The sequence below is a fragment of the Sorangium sp. KYC3313 genome (genome assembly GCF_052075895.1).
Taxonomy (GTDB): Bacteria; Myxococcota_A; Polyangia; order Polyangiales; family Polyangiaceae; genus Sorangium; species Sorangium cellulosum_B.
Genome location: NZ_CP197255.1, coordinates 11434893 through 11453217, shown reverse-complemented (window position 1 = coordinate 11453217; position 18325 = coordinate 11434893). Strand labels below are relative to the sequence as shown.

At 70.9% G+C, this 18325-nt stretch carries 14 protein-coding genes; 4 read left to right on the top strand and 10 right to left on the bottom strand.

The window, feature by feature from the left end:
- Positions 1–242 precede the first annotated feature (242 nt).
- On the bottom strand, positions 243–1070 hold the full coding sequence (locus tag ACSRUE_RS43680; RefSeq protein WP_441288747.1) for a hypothetical protein: 828 nt from the start codon (positions 1068–1070) through the stop codon (positions 243–245).
- A 481-nt stretch (positions 1071–1551) separates the two neighbouring features.
- Here ACSRUE_RS43680 and ACSRUE_RS43675 point away from each other — a divergent pair, with 481 nt between their 5' ends.
- Positions 1552–1965 carry a hypothetical protein gene (locus ACSRUE_RS43675; RefSeq protein ID WP_441288746.1) on the top strand — a complete coding sequence of 138 codons (414 nt, stop codon included), beginning with the start codon at positions 1552–1554 and terminating at the stop codon, positions 1963–1965.
- A gap of 9 nt (positions 1966–1974) precedes the next feature.
- Here ACSRUE_RS43675 and ACSRUE_RS43670 read toward each other — a convergent pair whose 3' ends face one another.
- The 4 genes from ACSRUE_RS43670 to ACSRUE_RS43655 all read right to left on the bottom strand — a co-directional run bounded on the left by ACSRUE_RS43670 (position 1975) and on the right by ACSRUE_RS43655 (position 6127).
- Positions 1975–2484: a hypothetical protein gene (locus ACSRUE_RS43670; protein ID WP_441288745.1), complete on the bottom strand. Its 510-nt coding sequence runs from the start codon at positions 2482–2484 to the stop codon at positions 1975–1977.
- Between the two features lie 22 nt (positions 2485–2506).
- Positions 2507–4081, bottom strand: coding sequence for a sensor histidine kinase (locus ACSRUE_RS43665; protein WP_441288744.1), 1575 nt, complete (start codon positions 4079–4081; stop codon positions 2507–2509).
- A 124-nt stretch (positions 4082–4205) separates the two neighbouring features.
- Positions 4206–4670: an SRPBCC family protein gene (locus ACSRUE_RS43660; protein WP_441288743.1), complete on the bottom strand. Its 465-nt coding sequence runs from the start codon at positions 4668–4670 to the stop codon at positions 4206–4208.
- Positions 4671–4843: 173 nt separating this feature from the next.
- Positions 4844–6127, bottom strand: coding sequence for a SprT-like domain-containing protein (locus ACSRUE_RS43655; protein WP_441288742.1), 1284 nt, complete (start codon positions 6125–6127; stop codon positions 4844–4846).
- Between the two features lie 153 nt (positions 6128–6280).
- Here ACSRUE_RS43655 and ACSRUE_RS43650 point away from each other — a divergent pair, with 153 nt between their 5' ends.
- Together ACSRUE_RS43650 and ACSRUE_RS43645 are read left to right on the top strand one after the other, a co-directional pair.
- Positions 6281–8329, top strand: coding sequence for a sulfatase-like hydrolase/transferase (locus ACSRUE_RS43650; protein WP_441288741.1), 2049 nt, complete (start codon positions 6281–6283; stop codon positions 8327–8329).
- A 5-nt stretch (positions 8330–8334) separates the two neighbouring features.
- Positions 8335–10371 (top strand): sulfatase-like hydrolase/transferase, encoded by a 2037-nt coding sequence (locus ACSRUE_RS43645; protein ID WP_441288740.1) that lies wholly within the window; start codon positions 8335–8337, stop codon positions 10369–10371.
- A 31-nt stretch (positions 10372–10402) separates the two neighbouring features.
- Here ACSRUE_RS43645 and ACSRUE_RS43640 read toward each other — a convergent pair whose 3' ends face one another.
- The 3 genes from ACSRUE_RS43640 to ACSRUE_RS43630 form a co-directional block, all read right to left on the bottom strand.
- The gene (locus ACSRUE_RS43640) at positions 10403–10972 is read right to left on the bottom strand and encodes a hypothetical protein (RefSeq protein ID WP_441288739.1); all 570 of its coding nucleotides are present in this window, start codon (positions 10970–10972) and stop codon (positions 10403–10405) included.
- Positions 10969–12255 carry an AAA family ATPase gene (locus ACSRUE_RS43635; RefSeq protein ID WP_437992569.1) on the bottom strand — a complete coding sequence of 429 codons (1287 nt, stop codon included), beginning with the start codon at positions 12253–12255 and terminating at the stop codon, positions 10969–10971. Before ACSRUE_RS43635 ends, ACSRUE_RS43640 begins: the two co-directional genes overlap by 4 nt.
- 166 nt (positions 12256–12421) lie before the next feature.
- Positions 12422–13327, bottom strand: a complete 906-nt coding sequence (locus tag ACSRUE_RS43630; RefSeq protein WP_441288738.1) for a LysR family transcriptional regulator — start codon at positions 13325–13327, stop codon at positions 12422–12424.
- A gap of 143 nt (positions 13328–13470) precedes the next feature.
- On the opposite strand from ACSRUE_RS43630, the gene ACSRUE_RS43625 reads away from it, so the two are divergent.
- A complete protein-coding gene (locus ACSRUE_RS43625; RefSeq protein ID WP_441288737.1) occupies positions 13471–14172 on the top strand; it encodes a type 1 glutamine amidotransferase domain-containing protein in 702 nt (233 codons plus the stop codon).
- 198 nt (positions 14173–14370) lie between these two features.
- Here the strand turns inward: ACSRUE_RS43625 and ACSRUE_RS43620 are convergent, their stop codons facing one another.
- Positions 14371–14883, bottom strand: a complete 513-nt coding sequence (locus ACSRUE_RS43620; protein WP_441288736.1) for a DUF1993 domain-containing protein — start codon at positions 14881–14883, stop codon at positions 14371–14373.
- Between the two features lie 216 nt (positions 14884–15099).
- Entirely contained in the window at positions 15100–18219 is a 3120-nt protein-coding gene (locus ACSRUE_RS43615) for a PEP/pyruvate-binding domain-containing protein (RefSeq protein WP_441288735.1), read from the bottom strand.
- Positions 18220–18325: the final 106 nt, after the last annotated feature.

Here is an 18325-nt window from a genome sequence, read left to right as displayed (position 1 = left end):
CAAAGACGGAAGGGGGTGAACGGAAGGAAACCGGGATCGCCCGAGGGGACAACCTTGTACACGTTCGAGGCGCCGCGGGTCGTCCGAGGGGGCAACCTTGTACACGTTCGAGGTGCCGCGGGTCGTTCGAGGGGGCAACCTTGTACACGTTCGAGGCGCCGCGGGTCGTCCGAGGGGGCAACCTTGTACACGTTCGAGGCGCCGTGGGTCGTTCGAGGGCGGGAGCGTCGTGCGAGGGGCGGCTACTGCGGCACGTCAGGGACCGGCGTCTCGAGCTCGATCTCGGGGAGCGCTTCCTCGTCGTCCTCGTCCGCGGCCGGGGCGCCCTTGCCGCTCTTGCCGGCCGCCCGCCGGGCGGCGGCCTGGCGCAGGCGGTCCAGCGGGGCCAGCGCGGCGCGCGCCGCCTGGACCGTCTCCGGCCTCTCGCGATCGACGCCGGCGACGACCTGGAGCATGTAATCGCCGATCGCGCTCACGAGCTCCCGGAGCGGCTCGCGCAGGGCCGCCACGTCCGCCGGTGTCTCGTGCGCCTTCGTGATCCCCAGGACCTCGCCATAGGCCTCATGGGCGGCGCGCACCTCCGCCAGGAACTCAGGACCCGCGATGGCGACAAGGTCCTTGCCGAGCGCGTCGTCCTCGGCGATCCGGCCGAGGAGGGCGTTGCTCTCGGCCCACTCGAGATCCATCGAGAGCTTGAGGAACTCGAGGCCTTCCGGGAACAGGATCTGCGAGATCTCCTTGGCTCGCTCGGCCCTCGGGTGCGCCGTGGCCGGCAAGAAGGCGCAGGCATCGACCCGCATCTTCAGGGCGGCCCAGGCGGTGTCGACGCGGTAGTCCGCCTTGGCCTTGCTCGCGGGCTTCGGGGCGCCGGCCGCGCGCCGCTTCTGGTCCCACGCCTTGTTCATGGCGAGCGTCGCCTTGCGCACGATGCGCGCCGTGCGCTTCATGCCGTCGGTGGCGTCCCTCGGCAGCGCCGAGAGGAGCGCGATCGCGAGCGCGACGGCCTGCCGGACGTCGAGCTTCGGAGGGCGCAGGTATGGAGTCGGATCGAAGGGGATGGACTTTGCCATGGAGAATACCTCCCTTGGCTTTCAAGCCATCATGGGCAAGCGGGCGGAGTCAAGCGGTTTTCTCGAAGGGTTCCCCATGGACGCCCCGGGGAGGGGCAGCTGATCTTCCCATGACAGCTCCAGGGCGCTCGCGGCCTCGATGCCGCGGCCCCGGAGCTCGACCAGGCGGACGCCGGCGTGCACCTCGACGCCGCGCCCACGCTGCAGCGAGGGGGCCCGCGCGGTGCCGGGGGCGCCGCCGTCCGCCTGGTCGAGCTCGCGCCAGCGAGCGGTTCGGCGTGTCCGTGGCCGTTTCGCGCCCTGTGGCCGCTCGCCTGAGGGGCCGCGGAGCAGCAGCCGACACGCGCCTCGAGGCCACGGGGGCGACGCGGGCTGACCTCACGCCCTCACCGCTGGCTGCGTTCACGGGGGCGCCTGGAGACGTGGTCCCGGCTCCTTCCCCCAGCTGGCAGCCCCTAGGAACGGAAGTACAGTCCATGCCATGACTGACGAGGAGCGGACCGACGCGGAAGAAGACCTGGAAGAAGAGCTCGCATGGGCGGTCTATGCCCAGGTCTACGCCGTTGGCTATACCTATCTTCTTGCCTGTGCGCTGAAGCGCGGCGACGCCGATCTTGGGGTTGATCCATGCGCGTGGGAGAACACCATGGGCGCCGCCGAGTGGGCGATGATGGAGCATGTAGCCGGGCGCATTCAGGGCCCCAGAACCATCACCGTGGAGGACGTCGAGCGGATGCGCCGGCTTCACACGGTGGGCTCCGCAGCGCTGGCCGGAGGAAAGCGGCCGCCGGAGCTATACAATCTATCGATTCAGTGCATGGAGAGTCTGTTCGGCTCGGATTGGGAACGAGCCGCGCAAGAAGCTCTTCGTGGCTTGGGTGATCCCGGTCGATAACCGTCGTCATCAGTCGTTATCAATGCGACAAAACGACCTCCACGGGACGAAGACACAAAGCTGGCCATTGGGGTAGTGATACCAACAGCTGCCGACGGCGCCCAACGTTCTGCACTGCCCGAGCTCTCCGTATCCGACGTCGTGGTCTTCCGGATGAGGTCGCTTCGCCGCGCACGAGATCCCAGCGTTTGCACACTGCTTCATGCATGGAATGCCACGGTCGGCTTTCTTGCAGCGGATGATTTTGAGGCTACCGATTGCATCCACCGATTCTTTCATGGATTCGTCCATGGCCTCGCCGTCCATCATCTCGTCCGCATCTGGAACGCTCGTAACGCCTTCCTCCGATCGCGCCATCACGGCAGCTTCCGGCTCGTCGCGCGCCGCTTCTGGTCCGATGCCTTGTTCATTGGCGAGCGTCGCCTTGCGCACGGCGCGATTCATGCCGTCGGTCGCGTCCCTCGGCAGCGCCGAGAGGAGCGCGATCGCCAGCGCATCCTCGCGTCGCTCGCGGAGCAACCGGGCCGCGGTCTCCCGGAGGTCACGCGCTGGTGCTGGAGCCGATTTCAGGCGCGTGCGCCGCCTCGGTGCTCGCTCTGGGCAGCTCGAACCAAAAGAGGCTCCCCTGGCCCACGACCGTGCGGAGCCCCACGCGGCCGCCGTGCGCCTCGGTCAAGCGTTTGACGGTGGCGAGCCCCAGGCCCAGACCCGGCACTCGAGCGCCTTGCGCTCGGACATGAGGCTCGAACACCATCTGCTCGAGGGCCGGCGCGACGCCGGGCCCCGTGTCCTCCACCTCGATCCTCACGGCCTCTCTCGCGTCGAGCACCCGGATCACGACGCGACAGACCGCCGCGTCGCCGAGGTACTTGAGCGCGTTGCGGATCAGGTTGGCGAGGATGCTTGTCAGCACGCCGGGGCTCGCGGCCACCGCGCACGGGGCGAAGGGCTCGACGCGGAGCTCCGCGCCGAGCTCTACCGCGGTAGGGACGAGCTCGGCCATGAGATCGTCGATGATGGGGTGCACCTCGGCGCGCGCGCCTGGCTCCGGCATCGCGCCCGCGCGAGCGAACCCCAGGAGCCCGTCGGTCATGCGCTTGACGCGCACGATGGCCTGCCGGCCCCGCTCGAGCGCCTTGCGCGCCGGCTCTCCCTCGCCGCACCGCCGCAGGGCGAGGTCGAGCGAGAGCGCGACCGCGCCGAGGGGGCTGAGCACGTCGTGTGCGACCCGGCCGGCGAACTGCTCGAGCTCATCCGCTCGACGCTCCAGGAGCACGCCCTGCTGCCAGAGCAGCCTCACGTGGCGCCGGACCTGCGCGGCGGCCGCCGCGCAGGCCAGCAGCGCGAACGTCACGCTCGCCGTGTTGAGGACCAGCGCGATCCGACGAGAGCGAACGCGGTTGGTTGCGATCTCGATCGCCAGACGACGTGCGTGCTGGGCGTTGAGCTCGATGCTGTCCATCACGGCGTCGTTCGCCGCGTTGAAGTCCGCCCGCAGCGCGGCGTCCATGAGCTTGCTGGCCTCGTCCGGACGGCCGTTCGCCACCAGCGAGAGGACCCGGTCGGTGTCCTGATCGAGCTTTCCGAGCGCCTGCGCGACGGTCTGCCACTGCTTGAACTCGCCCGGATAGACGGGCATGCCGAGGTAGACGTCGATGCTCCGGGACAGGTTGTCGCGCGCCTCGTCGAGCTCGTGGCGGTCGCGCGGGCGCCCCAGCGCGGCGTCGTTGACGAGGTCGCTCAGGAGCGCCTGGATATGCCTCAGCTCGGCGCGCGCGGCCGCCAGGTGCATGATGCTCGGCGTGGCGTTCTCCGCCAGGCTCCTGGCCGCCGCGTCGATCTCGGCGGCTCGGTGCTCCGCGTAACCGGCGGAGATCACGAAGCTCGCGATGGCGACGAAGAACGCGGCAAACAGCGACAGCAGGATAGACGGCAGCCGCTCGAGCATAAGAGATGACTGCGACCTCTCCGGGTCCTTCCGCCATCGCATCGCCATGATGCCGGCATGCTGTTCCGCCGCCCGCCCGAGCGCAACGCGAGAAGTACGCTGGAGCCGCGGCGGATCACCCTCGCTGCATCGGCGGATGTCCTCCAGGCTCGTGTCGAGGAAGGACAAGATAACCACGATGACGCTGGTGAGCGCAGTGGCGCCCTTGGTGCCCTGAGCGCGATCGAACGAGCTCGATGAACACCGACGAGGCCCCCGGAGAGGGTGTCCGTGGGGACCGGCCGGCGCAGCCCTAGCTCGCCCGCCGCCGCTCCAGGTGCGTCTTCATGGCCTTGAGATCTCCGTGCACCGCCTTCTTGAAGCTGCCGATGAACAGCCGCCCCAGCGTCTCCATGAACCAGCCCATCCCCGCGATCTCACCCTCCATCCTGAGCAGCGTGCCGGCGCCCTGGGGCTCGAACACATACCGGAAGTGGTAGGCCCCCCGCCCCGTGGTGCCCTTCTGCCCATCGACGAAGAGGTCCAGACGCTTGCCGGGCTCCGCCGCCGTGACCTCGAAAAGCTCGGTCGATTCCTTGCCGAACATCTTGCGGGTCTCACGCCACATCGCGCCCTTGCCGACGACGGCGCCCGTGAGCCTCTCTACCCGCACGAAATTGGGCATCCAGTCGCCGAACGCGTCGATGTCGGTCGCGAGCCGGAAGACGTCCTCGGGCGACGCATCGAAGCGCTCTTCAATGGTGAACAGGAGCGGCATCTCGTTCTTCTCCTAGGCTTTCCAGCGCGCCGTGCCATCGTGCCGGAACCGCTCCTTCTCCGTCAACGAGCGCGTCGAGCGCGCGCCGCGGCCGAGACGCTGGCGCTCCGCCATCTCGCGTCCTCCGGCTTCCGTCCGCGCTCCTCGCGCGGCCCGGATCCGGAGCCGAGAGCTCAGCCCTTCTTGCCCGGCGGCAGCAGCATGCCCCGGTTGCCGGTCGCCCCCTGCATCGGGCGGTGCAGGACGATCTTTCGCCCCGCCTCGCGCCCGTGCGCGTGCGCCGCCGTCCGCTGGTTGCCCGTGTGGCGCAGGTGCTGCACGTGCGGGTGGCGCGTTCGATAGTAGCCGTCCAGATCGGCGTCCCTCACCCAGACGAGCCCCTGCTCCGCGGACACCTTCCGCTCCGCGTTCAGCTTCTCGAGGAACCCGAGCATCACCCCGGCCTGGTAGGTCCGCCGGTCCTTGTTGCCCTTCACCCCTTGGGTCCGCTTGTGCTCGTTCCACAGCTGCTCGGCCGTGTGGTGCAGGAACGCGTGCACGTAGGCCGCCATCTCCAGGTTCGCCGGCGTCCCGCAGATCTCGAGGACGCTGCCCCGCTTGCCCTCGAGCGGCACGTAGACGGGCACCCAGATCGCCTCGACGAAGAAGTGCTTCCCGAGGATGCCGCCGACGATCCGCTCGGTCTCGCCCACGCGCCCGCTCGGCGCGCCGAGGTGGCGGAAGCCGTACTGCCGCGCGGCGCGCGCCTTCGCGACGTCGAGGTTGTACTTCAGCATCAGCCGCTGCGCGGCGCTCATCGCCGCCTGCGCCTCGTTCGCGTTCGGGCTGTCGGCGAGCGCGAGCAGCCGGGCGATGCGATCGAGGATCCGGGCGTCCACGCTCGCCTCCGACGCGCCCGCGTCGCCGCCGCGCGCGACCCCGCCAGGATCCGCCGGCGAGCGCCCCGTGGCCGGCATCCCGGCCGCCGTCCCGTCGATGCCGAGGCGCGTGCACACGTCGCGGAACGCCGGCCCGTGCGCCGCCTCGTCCCTGACGCCCAGCACCTCGTGCACGTACTGGTGCGCCATCTCGTGCTTCAGCACCTCGATCACGACGCCCCACGGCTGCGTCAGGACGAGCGGCCGCGAGATCTCGATCGCGCGCGCCTCCGAGATCCACCGCCCGAGCCGGCTCGCGGCGTCGGACAGCTCGATGGACGCAGCGCGCAGCTTCCGCCGGAAATGCGTGTAGTTCAGGCTCTGGTAGGCCGCCATGAGCTCGCGCACGAGCGCGGCCTCCAGCTCGGCGCTGAGCCTGGCCGCCGTCTCGAGCGGCGGCTCGGGCGCCGGCGCGCCCGGCGACGGCCGCGTCTCGGGCTGCGCGGCGACCTCGGTCGACGCGGGTTCGGCCGGCGGCGCCGCGGCCCCGGAGGTCTGCTGCGCGCCGCGCGTCCCGTTCAGGAAGAGCTGCTCCGCCATGCGAACGCCTCCATGGCACGCCTCGCGCGGCGGTCGAAGGGTTTTCTCGCCTCCCGGGCGGGCAATCCCGGCCGGCGCCGTCACCTCGACGCCACCGGGCCGCCTCAGAAACGTTCCCGATACGCCACGTCCTCGGTAAACTCGCGCGCCTCCGTGCTCCGTTCCAAGGCGCTCAACGATCCTCCCCCGGTCGAGGCCGACGCCGCCAGCCGCTCGTCCCGCGGCTTCGCCCGCGATCTGGGCGCGGATCGCGCCGCGGCGCGCGCGCGGCTGCGCGCCGTCGCCCGCGCCCGCCGCCGCTACGGCCGCCTGTTCCTCGCGCTCCCGCTGCTCCTCATCGTGGCGGCGGACGTCCTCCTCCGCGGCGATCGCCTGCTCGAGCTCGGCGGCAAGCACATCGCGAGCTACCTCGGCGCGATGGTCGAGAGCGCCGCGCTCTGGGGGCTCTTGCTCTTCGCGGCCTCGTCGCGGCGGGGCGCGTCGCGGTGGCTCGCGGCGCTGCTCTTCGTGGCGCTCGCGACGCTGTCGCTCGGCGGCCAGCTCTACTTCCACCGCCAGTACGCGACGTACCTCAACCTCGACGCGACGCTCTTCGGGACCTCGCTCTCGGCCAGCCTCTTCGGCCAGCTCCGGGCCGACGGCGAGAACTTCTTCCGCTCGGTCCTCCCGCCGCTGCTCCTCGCGATCGCGCTCGTGTGGCTGGGCCGGCGGATCGTGCGGCCAGGCGGCACGGCGTGGGCCCGCGCCGCCCGCCTCGCCGCGCCCGCGGTCGTGGTGGCCGCGTTCGTCCTGCCGTGCTCCTACCGCACGGTGCAGGCCTCCACGCCCGACGTCATCTACTTCCACGCGATCGGCGGCCTGCTCAAGGAGCTCGCCGGCGTCCAGACCACGGCGCAGGTGCGCCCCGGGCTCCGCACGCCGCCCTCGCTGCCGCCGGTCACCCCGCGGCCGGGCCCGCCGCGCAACGTCCTCTTCATCCTGACCGAGAGCGTGCGCGCCGACGCGACGTGCTCGGCGCGCATGCCCGCGGCCGCCGGCGAGGCGCCCGTCGCGTGCCCCGGCACGCCGCGCATCGACGCGGCGGTCCCCGACCGGCTGCCGCTCACGCAGATGCGCTCGAACGCCTCGACGACGGCGATCGGGCTCGCGGTGCTCTGGTCCGGCCTCCAGCCGGTCGCGACCCGCGAGGCGCTCCACACGGCGCCGCTCGTCTTCGACTACGCGCACGCCGCCGGCTTCGACAGCGCCTACTGGACGAGCCACCACATGATGTTCGCCAACTCGCGCCTCTACGTGCAGGACCTGCCGGTCTCGCACCAGTGCGGCGCGACCGAGCTCGATCCGCTCGCCGACATCGATCTCGGGGCCGACGACCGGCTGCTGTCGGCGCACGTCCGGTCCGAGGTGCTCTCGCTGCGCGAGCCGTTCCTCGCGGTCGCTCACTTCGGGAACACCCACGTCCCGTACCTGGTCGACCCGGAGGACGCGCCGTTCCAGCCCGCCCTCGAGAGCAAGGCGCCCGACGACAACGAGGCGTACCGCAACTTCTACAGGAACGCGGTCTACCGTCAGGACGCGGCCATCGCGGAGCTCATCCGCTTCGTCCGCAGCTCCCCGGTCGGCGAGCGCACGGTCATCGTCTTCACGTCGGACCACGGCGAGGCGTTCCGGGAGCACGGCCAGCTCGGCCACACGGGCTCGATCCTCGACGAGGAGATCCGGGTGCCCGGGTGGGTCGACGCTCCGCCGGGCACCCTGACGGCCGCGGAGGAGGGCGCGCTGCGCGCGGCCCGGGACGAGCTGGTCTTCCACACCGACGTGGCGCCGACCCTGCTCGACCTGATGGGCCTCTGGGAGGAGCCTGCGCTCGCGGGGTACCGGGCGGCGATGGTCGGGCACAGCCTGCTCCGGCCGTCGCCGGGGCCGGCGGCGCTGGCGCTCACGAACTGCACCGGGATCTGGGGCTGCGCGTTCAAGAACTGGGGGATGATGCGCGGCAACATGAAGCTCGAATCCCGCGCCTGGGACACCGCCTGGCACTGCTACGACGTGCTCGCCGACCCCCGCGAGCAGCGCGACCTCGGGCCCGCCGCTTGCGGCGACCTGCCCCGGCTCGCGGACGCCCTCTACGGCGGTCCCGCCGGCAGCGTCGACGTCCCCGCCCACCTCCGCGACCTCGCGGTCGGGCCTCGCCACGACTGATCCGGATGACGCAGGACATCGACCGAGAGGGCGGCGCGCTCGCCGAGCCGCCCGCGTCCCCCGCCGTCCTCCCCACGCGCGCAGAAGATCGCCCCGCGCGCGCGGGCGACCGCGCCGCCCGTGACCGCGCCCGCCCGCGCGCCGCGCGCAAGGCCGCGCTCCGCCGCGGCCGCCTGATCAGCGCTGCCCTCCTGGCCTCGCCGGCGCTCGGGCTCCTCTTCCTCGACGTGCTGCGCCGGGCCCGCCACATGACCACGTTCGATCGGCCGCACGCCGCGGGATACGCCGCGACCGTGGCCGCGTCGCTGGGGTTCTGGGGCCTCCTGCTCTACGTCGCCTCGGGCCGCCGCGGCGCGGCGCGCGGCGCCGTGGGCGCGCTGTTCGTCGCGCTCTTCACGCTCGCGTGCGGCGTCCAGGGGGGCTTCCACGCCCTCTACAACATCTACTGTTCGATCGACTCCCAGATCCACTCCCAGTCGATCCCCTGGTCGATCGTGGGCACGCTCCCGCTCGGGCGCCCGAGCGTGATCGCCCACTTCGCCGTCGCGCTCGGGTTCGCCCTTGGGGCGCTCCGGCTCTCCCGCCGGCTCGTGCGCCCCCGGCGGCTCCGGCGGCGCCTCGCCGCCGCGGTCGTGCCGCTCGCGCTGGCCGGCGTGGCGATGATCCCGGTGAGCTACCGGGTGATCCAGTCGTCGTCGGCCGACATGATCTACTTCCACGGCATCGCCGCCCTGGTGAAGGAGCACCTCGGCATCACGAACGACTCGCCGGATCTGCGGGTGCAGCGCCGCGACCCGGAGCGCGTGCCGCGGCTCTCGGCGCGGCCTGCGCGGCCGCGGAACGTGGTGCTCATCCTGCAAGAGAGCCAGCGGGCGGACGTGACGTGCGTCGCGTACGACCCGGCCTGCGACAAGGCGACGCCGTTCTCCAACGCCGCCGCGCCCCGCCGCATGCCGCTCCTGCAGATGCGGGCCCACGACTCGACGACGGCCATCTCCATCTCGAACATCTGGTCCGGCGTCCCTCCGACGGAGAGCCTCGAGGTGCTCGGCGCTGCCCCGCTGCTCTGGGACTACGCCCACGCGGCCGGGTGGGACACCGCGTACTGGACGAGCCAGAACCTCATGTTCGGGAACGCCCGGCTCTACGTGCAGGATATCCCCGTCTCGCACCGGGCTGTCGCGACCCAGCTCGATCCGGGCGCCGACCTCGATTACGGCGCCTACGATCGGCAGCTCACCGATCGGGTGATTGAGGAGTGGGACGAGCTCGTCGAGCCGTTCTTCGCGGTCGTCCATTACTCGAACGTCCATTTCCCGTACGTGAGCGATCCGCTCCACGCGCCGTTCCAGCCGAGCGAGCTGACCAAGGCGCCCGAGAAGAACGAGCACTTCAAGAACTACTACAAGAACGTCGTTTACCTGTCGGACATGGCGGTTGGCCGGCTCATCGAGCACATCCGCGGGACGCCGAGCGGCGAGCGCACGGTCATCGTGTACACGTCGGATCATGGCGAGTCGTTCCGGGAGCACTGGCAGCTCGGCCACACGAGCTCGCTCTGGGACGAGGAGATCCTCGTCCCGACGTGGGTCGACGCGCCGGAGGGGACGCTCGCCCCGGAGGAGCGGGCGAGCATCGAGGGCGCGAAGGACACGTTCGTGTGGCACCTCGACCTCGGGCCGACGTTCCTCGATCTGATGGGCCTCTGGGACGAGCCGGGCCTCGATCCGTTCCGCCGGCGGATGATCGGGCACCCGTTGACGCGGCCGGAGCGCACGGTCGCGCCGATGCCGCTCACGAACTGCACATGGGTGTGGGGTTGCGCGTTCCGCAACTGGGGGATGATGCAGGGGCCGATGAAGATCGAGGCGCGCGAGTGGGACGGCGAGTACCACTGCTTCAACGTGCTCGAGGACCCGCTGGAGCTGACCAACCTGGGAGAGCAGGCGTGCGCGCCGCTGCCCGACCTCGCGCGGGGGCTCTTCCACGAGATGCCGAACGTCACGCCGCCCGGGAGGCCGAAGGTCGACTGGGGCGGGTGAGCCTGCACGGGGCGCGGGCGGCGCGGGGGTGCTAGGCGCCGAGGCGTCGCTCGAGGTCCGCGACCTCCGGGCACAGGGAGCGAATGCGGCTGTACCGCGAGGCCGCTTCGCGGGCCAGGAGCCCGCGCCCCTCCGCCGGCTTGAGCAGGACCCCGCGCTGCTCGGCGAGGGGTTGATAGTAGTGTTCCTTCGGGTTTTCGTGGGCGCGTACTGCCTTCCACGCCCACTCGGAGGGCAGATCGTGTCCGGCGAGGAGCCACACCTCGATCTCTTGCCAGGCGTTCTCGGCCAGAAAACGTTTTCCCGACGGAAGCGCGGCGCTGGCCAGCGACTCCAGTCGATCGAGGGCCTCGCGCCGTCCCGGTTTGCCGTCGCGATCGACGAGGAGCAGGAAGCACTCGATCATCGCCTGGTAGCGCACGAGGATCTCCTGGAGGCGCTCCCACCGGAGTGCCTGCTCGACGCCGCCGAGGAGCGGATCGCGGCAGACTAGCACCTTGGCTTTACGGCCGATCGCCTCGAACATCTTTGTGACGATGGGCTCGAGGACGTACTGATCGTTGCGAAAGTCCTCGGGAATGACGAGTACACGATAGCTCACTGGGCGGCCTCGCCCGCATCGTCGGCCATGAGCTCTACCATGTCTTCCAGCCACCCCGAGGCGTGAAGGCGAGCGAGGTCCTGGGTCTCGAGGACCCGCTTCAGGTCGGGAAGGTCGATCACCTTGCGCACGCTGGACTCGTCGGCGCCGCGGAGCCGGTAGATGAGGAGGGCGCTCTCCCTCGACTCGGGGCTGAGAAAGCCGAGGAGCTGGGGCGAATGGGTCGTCGCGATGACCTGGACGTCCCTGGTGCGACATTGCTGCTCGATGAGCTGCACGAGCAGGTGAAGGCGCGTCGGATGAATGCCGTTTTCGATCTCCTCGAAGAAATAGAAGCGAGCGGTATCGGTGTCGAGCAGCGCGGCGAGGATCGCCAGAAAGCGCAGCGTGCCGTCCGATGCGCTGTGTGCGGAGATTTTGCGACCCCCTTGCTCTACGAGGTGCACAAGGATGCGTCCGGCGAAGTCCTGGGGAAAGTCGAAGTCCACGACGTCGAGCGGCGTGAGCGCGCGGACCCATTCGAGGAGCGTCGACATCCTATCCGGGTCCTGGCAGATCGACTGCAACACAGAGGAGAGGTTTTCGCCCCGATCGCCGAGTACCTGCCTGCCCGGTAGCGAGGGCAGTCGCGCCGCGTCCGGTGAGAGATCCAAGAAGCGCATCGAGCGCAGCGTCTGCAGCGTGCTTCCGGCAAATCTCTGGACCATGGGCTGCTTCTCGGCCTTTCTTGCGACCTGCAGGATCGCCGGCGAGCTCGACAGCACGGGCAGCGCTGGCCCCATTCTCCGATAATTCCCCCCTCGACTCAGGCGCACGATCAGATGCTCTTCGTCTTGCTGCTTCGGTGGATTGTCGGATGGGTGGGAGTCGAAATACATTCGCCTACCCGAGTAGAACAATTCGCGAGCCACCCGCGGTGCTGCTCTCGCGCTCTCGATTGCGACGGCGATCTGGTACCTGAGCCTCCGGACTCCGCGCCGGAGGACGGGATGGATCGGCACCCGAAGCGTAGTCTCGATCGAGAACTCCGATCCTCCTCCGAAGACGACCTCCCTCGTGCCGCCGCGAATCCCCTTCCACTGAAGCTCGCCGCCCTCGCCGTACTTCTCTCCCAGGATCTCCGCGAGCGAATAGCCGCGGCCGACGCCATGGAGAAAGCGGAACGCATCGCGGAGGTTGCTCTTGCCGGAGGCGTTCGTCCCGACGAGCAGCGTGAAGGGGCCCAACGGGATCGCCGCCTTCCGGAAGCTCTTGAAGTTCTCGAGCGTGATCGAGGTCAGCATGGGCTCTCGGCGTGGAGTGTAACCGCCGCGCTGCCCGTCGTTTCACTGAATCGCTCGACGGCGCGCCTGCGCCCGGAGAAGCGTGCGGACTCTGGACGGGACGGGCGGCGCGCGTTCCAGGCCCAGCACGCTCCGCGGCACGCGAGGATGAGCCCGCGCGCGGCGCTCAGCCCTCTCCCAGCAGCGCCGCCTGCACGGCCCGGAAGCGCGCGCTCTGCGCCGCGCCCTTGCGCCACGCCAGGTGGATCGTGTTCCGGGCGCCCCGGCGCCCCTTGCCCGGCCGCGGCCCCACCACGACGACCTGCTTCGCCGCGGCCGCCTCGGCGATGAAGTAGTTCGGCAGGACCGCGATCCCGACGCCCGCGATCGCGAGCGCCAGCATCTCGTCGAGGCTCGTGATCCGGCAGGCGATCTTTGGCGGCAGCGGGGCCTTCTTGCCGAACGACGCCCGCCACCACGCGGCGTGCATCGCGAGATCCGCGTCGAAGACCACGAACCTGTGCGCCGCGAGCTCCCGCGCCGTCTCCGGGCGGCCGCACGCCCCCAGCATTGCGGGCGACGCGACCGCCGAGAACTCCTCGACGTAGACGGGCCGCGCCTCGATTCCCGGGGTGTCCTCGGCGCTCACGAGCAGGCTCAGATCGTCGTCTCCCGCGAGCAGCCGCCGCGCGAGCACCGAGGGCACGTCGAAGCGCACGTCGATGACGAGCTCGGGGTGCTCGCGGAGGAGCCGGGCGAGCCGGGGCCGCAGCCACATGCGGGAGAACGGGCCCGGCCCGCCGATGCGCACGGCCCCGCGGACCTCGCGGTGGTCGTCCGACGCCGCGGCGAGCGCGTCGTCGATGCGCGCGAACGCTTCGCGCAGCGCGCCGACCAGACCCTCGCCCGCCGGCAGGAGCCGCGCGTTGCGCCCGACCCGCTCGAACAGCGGCACGCCGAGCTGCGCCTCCAGCGCCTTGATCTGGTGGCTCACGGCGGACGGCGTGACGCGGCGGCGCCTCGCCGCCTCGGCGAACGTGGGCGCGACGCCGGCCTCGAGCAGGGTGCGTAGCAGCTCGTAATTGATGAGCATGGCTCATCTATAGCGTGAGATCGTCTCGCTGGTTTGCATCGACAGGGCAGCCTACATTCCTCCCGTCGCCGCCAGCCCGAGCGCCTCGGGCGCGAGGGGCGCGACGGCACCGGGCGCAGCGGCGCCCAGAGGAGCGAGACGCCATGAACGCTAGGGTTCTCTTGATCGTCACAAGCCACGCACGCCTCGGCGAGACCGGCCAACCGACCGGGTTCTGGCTCGAGGAGCTCGCCGCGCCGTACCGCGCCTTCGTCGAGGCCGGGGCGGACGTCGACATCGCGTCGCCTCAGGGCGGCAAGCCGCCGGCCGACCCGAAGAGCGCCGAGGATCCGTCCGGTGCCGTCCAGGCGTTCCTGGCGGACGAGCGGGCGAAGGCGAAGCTCTCGTCGACGCTCCGCATCGACGGGATCGCCGGTGACCACGACGCGTACTTCGTCGTCGGCGGCCACGGCGTGATGTGGGATCTCGCCGAGGACGCCGCCACGGCGAGGCTGCTCGGCCGCGCGTTCGATCAGGGCAAGGTGGTCGCCGCCGTGTGCCACGGCCCAGGTGCGCTGGTGAACGTCCGGCTCGCGAGCGGCGAGCCGCTCGTGAAGGGGCGGCGCGTGAGCGCCTTCTCGGACGAGGAGGAGCAGGCCGTGGGCCTCGCGGACGTCGTCCCGTTCGCCCTGGAATCGCGGCTGCGCTCCCTGGGCGCGCGCTACGAGCGAGGGCCGGTGTGGAAGCCGTTCGCCGTCCGGGATGGCCGGCTCGTCACCGGGCAGAACCCTGCGTCCTCGGCGCTGGTCGCGCAGGAGACGCTCGCGGCCCTCGCCGAGCAGAAGCCAGGAGAGAGCGCGCGCTGAGCGGGCGCCGCGCTGGACCGAGGCCCGGCGCCGATCGGGCGAGAGGGCGCGACGCGGTCCCACGCCGCGGAGGTGGAGCGAGCTGGCAAGGTCGAGCGAAGCGTCGCGACACCTCGCTCGGAGGCGCTATGCTCGACGCGTGCCCGCTGCACAGCTGACGGGCCCCCCGCCGCCTCCCGCGGGGGAGGGCCGCCGCGGTCACAGGTCGCGGAGGTCGATCGGCCCGATGAAGTCGGACTTGCCGACGTCGAGCCCGCTGTGCCGCAGGATCGAGTACGCGGTGGTGGCGTGGAAGTAGAAGTTGGGGAGCGCGAACTCGAACACGAACGCCGGGGCCTTCATGCCCTTGCCCGGCAGGAAGAAGAGCGGAATCGTGCGGTCTTCCGCGCCCTTCAGCTGCTCCGGCTTCAGCGCCTTCACCTGCTCGATCGTCTTGCCGATGCGCGCGCGCAGCTCCGCGAGCGTCTCGTCGCCCGCCTCGAGCTGCGGCGGCTCCCCGCCGGTGAGCAGCGCGCTCAGCCTCAGGGGCCAGGCGATGACGTTCTGGATCTGACGCCTGAGGTTCCACTGATCGGGCGCGAGGCGCGCCGCGAGGAGCACCTCCGGATCGAACTTCTTCTTTTGTGCGTAGGCCTCCGCCTTGTCGAGCCAGACCAGCACCTGGCCGAGCATGCGAGTCATCTGGGGGAACGAGCTGTCGTAAAGGCTCATGATCTTCTCCTCGTCAGCAGGAACAGCCGGCGCCTCTGCTCCACCCGCGGCCTCCGCGCGTCAACTCCGCGCGCGCGCCGGCCCCGGTCCACGTCGCGCGGCCGTCTGAAGCGGCAGTCGAGCTCGGCTCTATGCTTCGAGGAGGAGTGACGAGCCCGGCGGAGCCCCGGGCGGCGCTGCGGCTCGCCGGGGCCCCGCAGGCCGCCCGTACGCCGCTCAGTCGACCCGGTGGAACACGCCTTCTGGATCGAGCGTCCACAGCTTCGCGCCGCCCTCGCCGCCGTCCGGCGTCCGGACGTGGATCAGCCGGATGCCCTTCTGCTCCAGCTCGGCGAGGATCGCGGGATCCAGGCCGGGCTCGAGGCGGGGCTCGAAGATGAAGTCCTCCGAGAAGTTGTGGTGCTGCGGGTGGTACGTCTGCGCGTGGTAGCCCCTGAGCACGATCGGTGCGCTCGTCAGCCCCTCGATGCGCGTCTCCACCCACTTGTGGAGCGGCGCCGTGTACCCCGCCGTGGGGCCCGTGGGGGCCGGCGGCCAGTAGAACGAGGTCTTCACCGAGACGCCGGACGCCCACGAGAGCGAGCGCTCCTGGAGCAGCGCGCCTGCCACCGGGGGGCCGTCCGCGGGACAGGCGTCGAGCTGCACCACCGCCGAGGAAACGTCGATCGGCGCGCCCTCCCAGTCGAGCGCCGGCACGGGCGTGGCGTAGGCGGCGCTCAGCATCATCCCGACGTCGCGCAGCGCGACCAGCGGGCCCAGCGACGGCGGTAGCAGCTCGGGCACCGGGGAAGTGGCGAGCGCATAGGTGATCTCCGAGGCCCCGGCGCCGTCCACGAAGGAGTCCGTGGCCGTCTCCTCGGCGTACGCGTGGGACGCGGCCGGCCACGCCGCGGGGCTGCCCGAGAGCGTCGTCACCGATCCACCGGAGAGGTAGTCGAGCCGCGCTTCCTCGTCGAAGAGCGTGCTGGCGAGCGCCGCCGGCGTGAGGAACCCGCTCTTCGCCGGGAGCCTCGCGCGCACCTTGAGCCGGTGGTTCGCGAACACGTCGCCGAACTCGCCCTGGAAGGTGCAGACCTCCCGGGGCTCGTCGAGCAGGAACGGCGTGAGGCTCGGCGCCGTGTCCGGGAGCGCGACCTCGCGCACCTGCTTCACGACGAGGTCTCCGGGCTTCATCTTCTTGAACTCGTAATCGAGCAGGAACGACTTTCTGCCAGGGTTCAGCTCGCTGAACCGCGCCTCGACGCGGCCGAGCAGCGCGGCGAGCGCGTGGTAATCGTCCTCCCATTGCATCACGTGGCCGCCGAGCGGGACGAGCGTCGAGCTAGACAGGAGGTAAACGGAGGTCTCCTGGTCGAAGAGGCTCGCGGTCACGACCTCCGGCTGCGCTCCGCCTTCCGGGTTGGTGACGGACGTCGCCCCGAGCTGCGTCACGATCTTGATCTGGTCGCTGACCAGCTCGCGCCGTTCGAGCGTCGCGACGCCGTTCGCCATCTCGTCCTCGTCAGGATAGGAGTGATGGACGAGGACGCCCATCCCGACCTCGGCCTCGTCGACGCCATGGAGGAGCCGGGCGAGGAAGGCGTTGTCGTTGTAGAAGCTCGCGTACACCTTGCGGATCGCGCGGAACACGCCGCGCTCGCCGGCCTCGCCGGCGTCGCACAGGCTCGGCCCCGCCTGGTCGGCGTCCCGATCGTCGGCCAGGCAGCCGCTGTAGCTGTCGTAGAGGCCCGCGCCCGTGAAGACGGCGCTGTCCTCCACGTTGGTCGAGCTCCGGAACCGGATCTTCTTCGTGGGCGTGAAGCCCTCGAGCGCCGCCTCGATCGCCTGCCGCTGCCCCGCCGAGAAGGCGCTCTCCCCGGTGATCCGCGCGCGGATCGCCGCGAGATCGGCCTTGAGCGCCAGCATGTCGGGCGGGTAGCTGTGGCCCGCGAGGCGCTCCGCGATCTCGGCGCGCAGCGTGCGGCCGCCGGGCATGACCTGATCGAGGAAATCGTCCCAGAGATCGAACGACAGCGCGACAGCGACATCGGAGCTCTCCGGGATGGCGTCCCGCAGCAGGCCATAGTTCGCGGCCTTGCCCCCGAAATGCACGATATCCGCGGGGCCGAGATCCTCGGTGGACCCGGCGTAGGCGCCGAGGGGCTCCTTGGGCTGGATCCCGAGCTCGCCGGGCCGCTTCAGCGCGAGGAGCTGCTCCCTGTCCGCCGGCGCTATCCCTCCGGCCTCGAAGAGCACCGCGCGGCAGATGGACCCGTATTGCAGCGAGGCCCGCAGCGCGACCTCCTCGCCGTCGAGCGCCTTCGCCGCCGCCGCGGCGGCCGGATCGCCGAGGTAGACGAACGGGATGCCGAACGAGGTCGCGAGGAGGGCGGTGTGCGCGTTCGGCGTCGCGGGCGACAGCGAGACGATGCCCGCCACATAAGGCACCTCCGCAGGGATGGAGTCGGTGAGCAGGATGTCCTCGGCCCGGAGCTCGCCGCTCGCGTAGGCGGCGTCGATCGCGTCCGGCGGGACATAGCGGAGCCGGCCCACGGCCCAGCCCGTCGCATAACACGCGTCGCCGTCCAGCCACCGCTCGACCGAGCTCACCGGGAACCCGCTCGCCTCGTAGAACGCGCTGTTCTCCGCGGCCGACGCCGCTTGCTCGTACGTCGGGAAATAGAAGGGCCGCGCCCCCTCGGGCGCGATGACGCTGTCCTTCACGAGCTCGAGGACGACGCGCGCCACCTCGGGATCGTAAGCGTCCTGGCGGACGAGCTGGATGCCGTACTCCGGCACGCTCTCCGGGGTCGGCGGGAAGATCACGGCGCCGAGGATGGCCTTCTGCCCCTCTTCGTGCAGCGAGACCTTGTCGAACTCGTCCCGCGACATCTCGAAGAACGGGTCGAGCCGCGCCGTGGCGAACTCGCCGTGGAACGGGAACTTGTTGCTGTCCTGGTAATAGACCTTGGTGGGATCGTGCATCAGCACGGTGAACTTCACCCAGCCCGGCGTCTGGAAGGTCGCGGGCCAGGCGGCGAAGGGCTCGAAGGGGAAGCTGATCTGGTTCTTCCAGTCCTCCGATGGAGTGATGTCGATCGGGTAGGTGTCGACGGGCCATGAAGCGCCGCCTCCGGCGCTCCCGCCGTCCCCTCCGCCCTCGCCGCCCGCGCCGCCTTCGCCGCCCGCGCCGCCCGCGCCGCCTTCGCCGCCTTCGCCGCCGGTGGCGCCCCCGCTGCTCGTGGCGCCGCTGCCACCCGCGCCCGCTGACGAGTCCTCTCCGCAGGCGGCGAGCGTCCCCGCGCCGAGGAGCGCGAGCGCAAGACAAGCCGGTCGACCGATTCGCTGAAGTCTCATGAACAACATCGCAGTACAATTGCCGTGCCATCGTGCGGCCAGCGGCGTTTCCGGGCTGCGCGGCGGGGCGTCGCTGTCGCGCGCGTGGCGCACGCAGGCACAGCCG

Coding starts and splice junctions, on each gene's coding strand:
- ACSRUE_RS43630 (WP_441288738.1), bottom strand. CDS start 13,327: ATGCTCATCAATTACGAGCTGCTACGCACCCTGCTCGAGGCCGGCGTC.
- ACSRUE_RS43675 (WP_441288746.1), top strand. CDS start 1,552: ATGACTGACGAGGAGCGGACCGACGCGGAAGAAGACCTGGAAGAAGAG.
- ACSRUE_RS43625 (WP_441288737.1), top strand. CDS start 13,471: ATGAACGCTAGGGTTCTCTTGATCGTCACAAGCCACGCACGCCTCGGC.
- ACSRUE_RS43635 (WP_437992569.1), bottom strand. CDS start 12,255: ATGCTGACCTCGATCACGCTCGAGAACTTCAAGAGCTTCCGGAAGGCG.
- ACSRUE_RS43660 (WP_441288743.1), bottom strand. CDS start 4,670: ATGCCGCTCCTGTTCACCATTGAAGAGCGCTTCGATGCGTCGCCCGAG.
- ACSRUE_RS43655 (WP_441288742.1), bottom strand. CDS start 6,127: ATGGCGGAGCAGCTCTTCCTGAACGGGACGCGCGGCGCGCAGCAGACC.
- ACSRUE_RS43680 (WP_441288747.1), bottom strand. CDS start 1,070: ATGGCAAAGTCCATCCCCTTCGATCCGACTCCATACCTGCGCCCTCCG.
- ACSRUE_RS43620 (WP_441288736.1), bottom strand. CDS start 14,883: ATGAGCCTTTACGACAGCTCGTTCCCCCAGATGACTCGCATGCTCGGC.
- ACSRUE_RS43645 (WP_441288740.1), top strand. CDS start 8,335: ATGACGCAGGACATCGACCGAGAGGGCGGCGCGCTCGCCGAGCCGCCC.
- ACSRUE_RS43615 (WP_441288735.1), bottom strand. CDS start 18,219: ATGAGACTTCAGCGAATCGGTCGACCGGCTTGTCTTGCGCTCGCGCTC.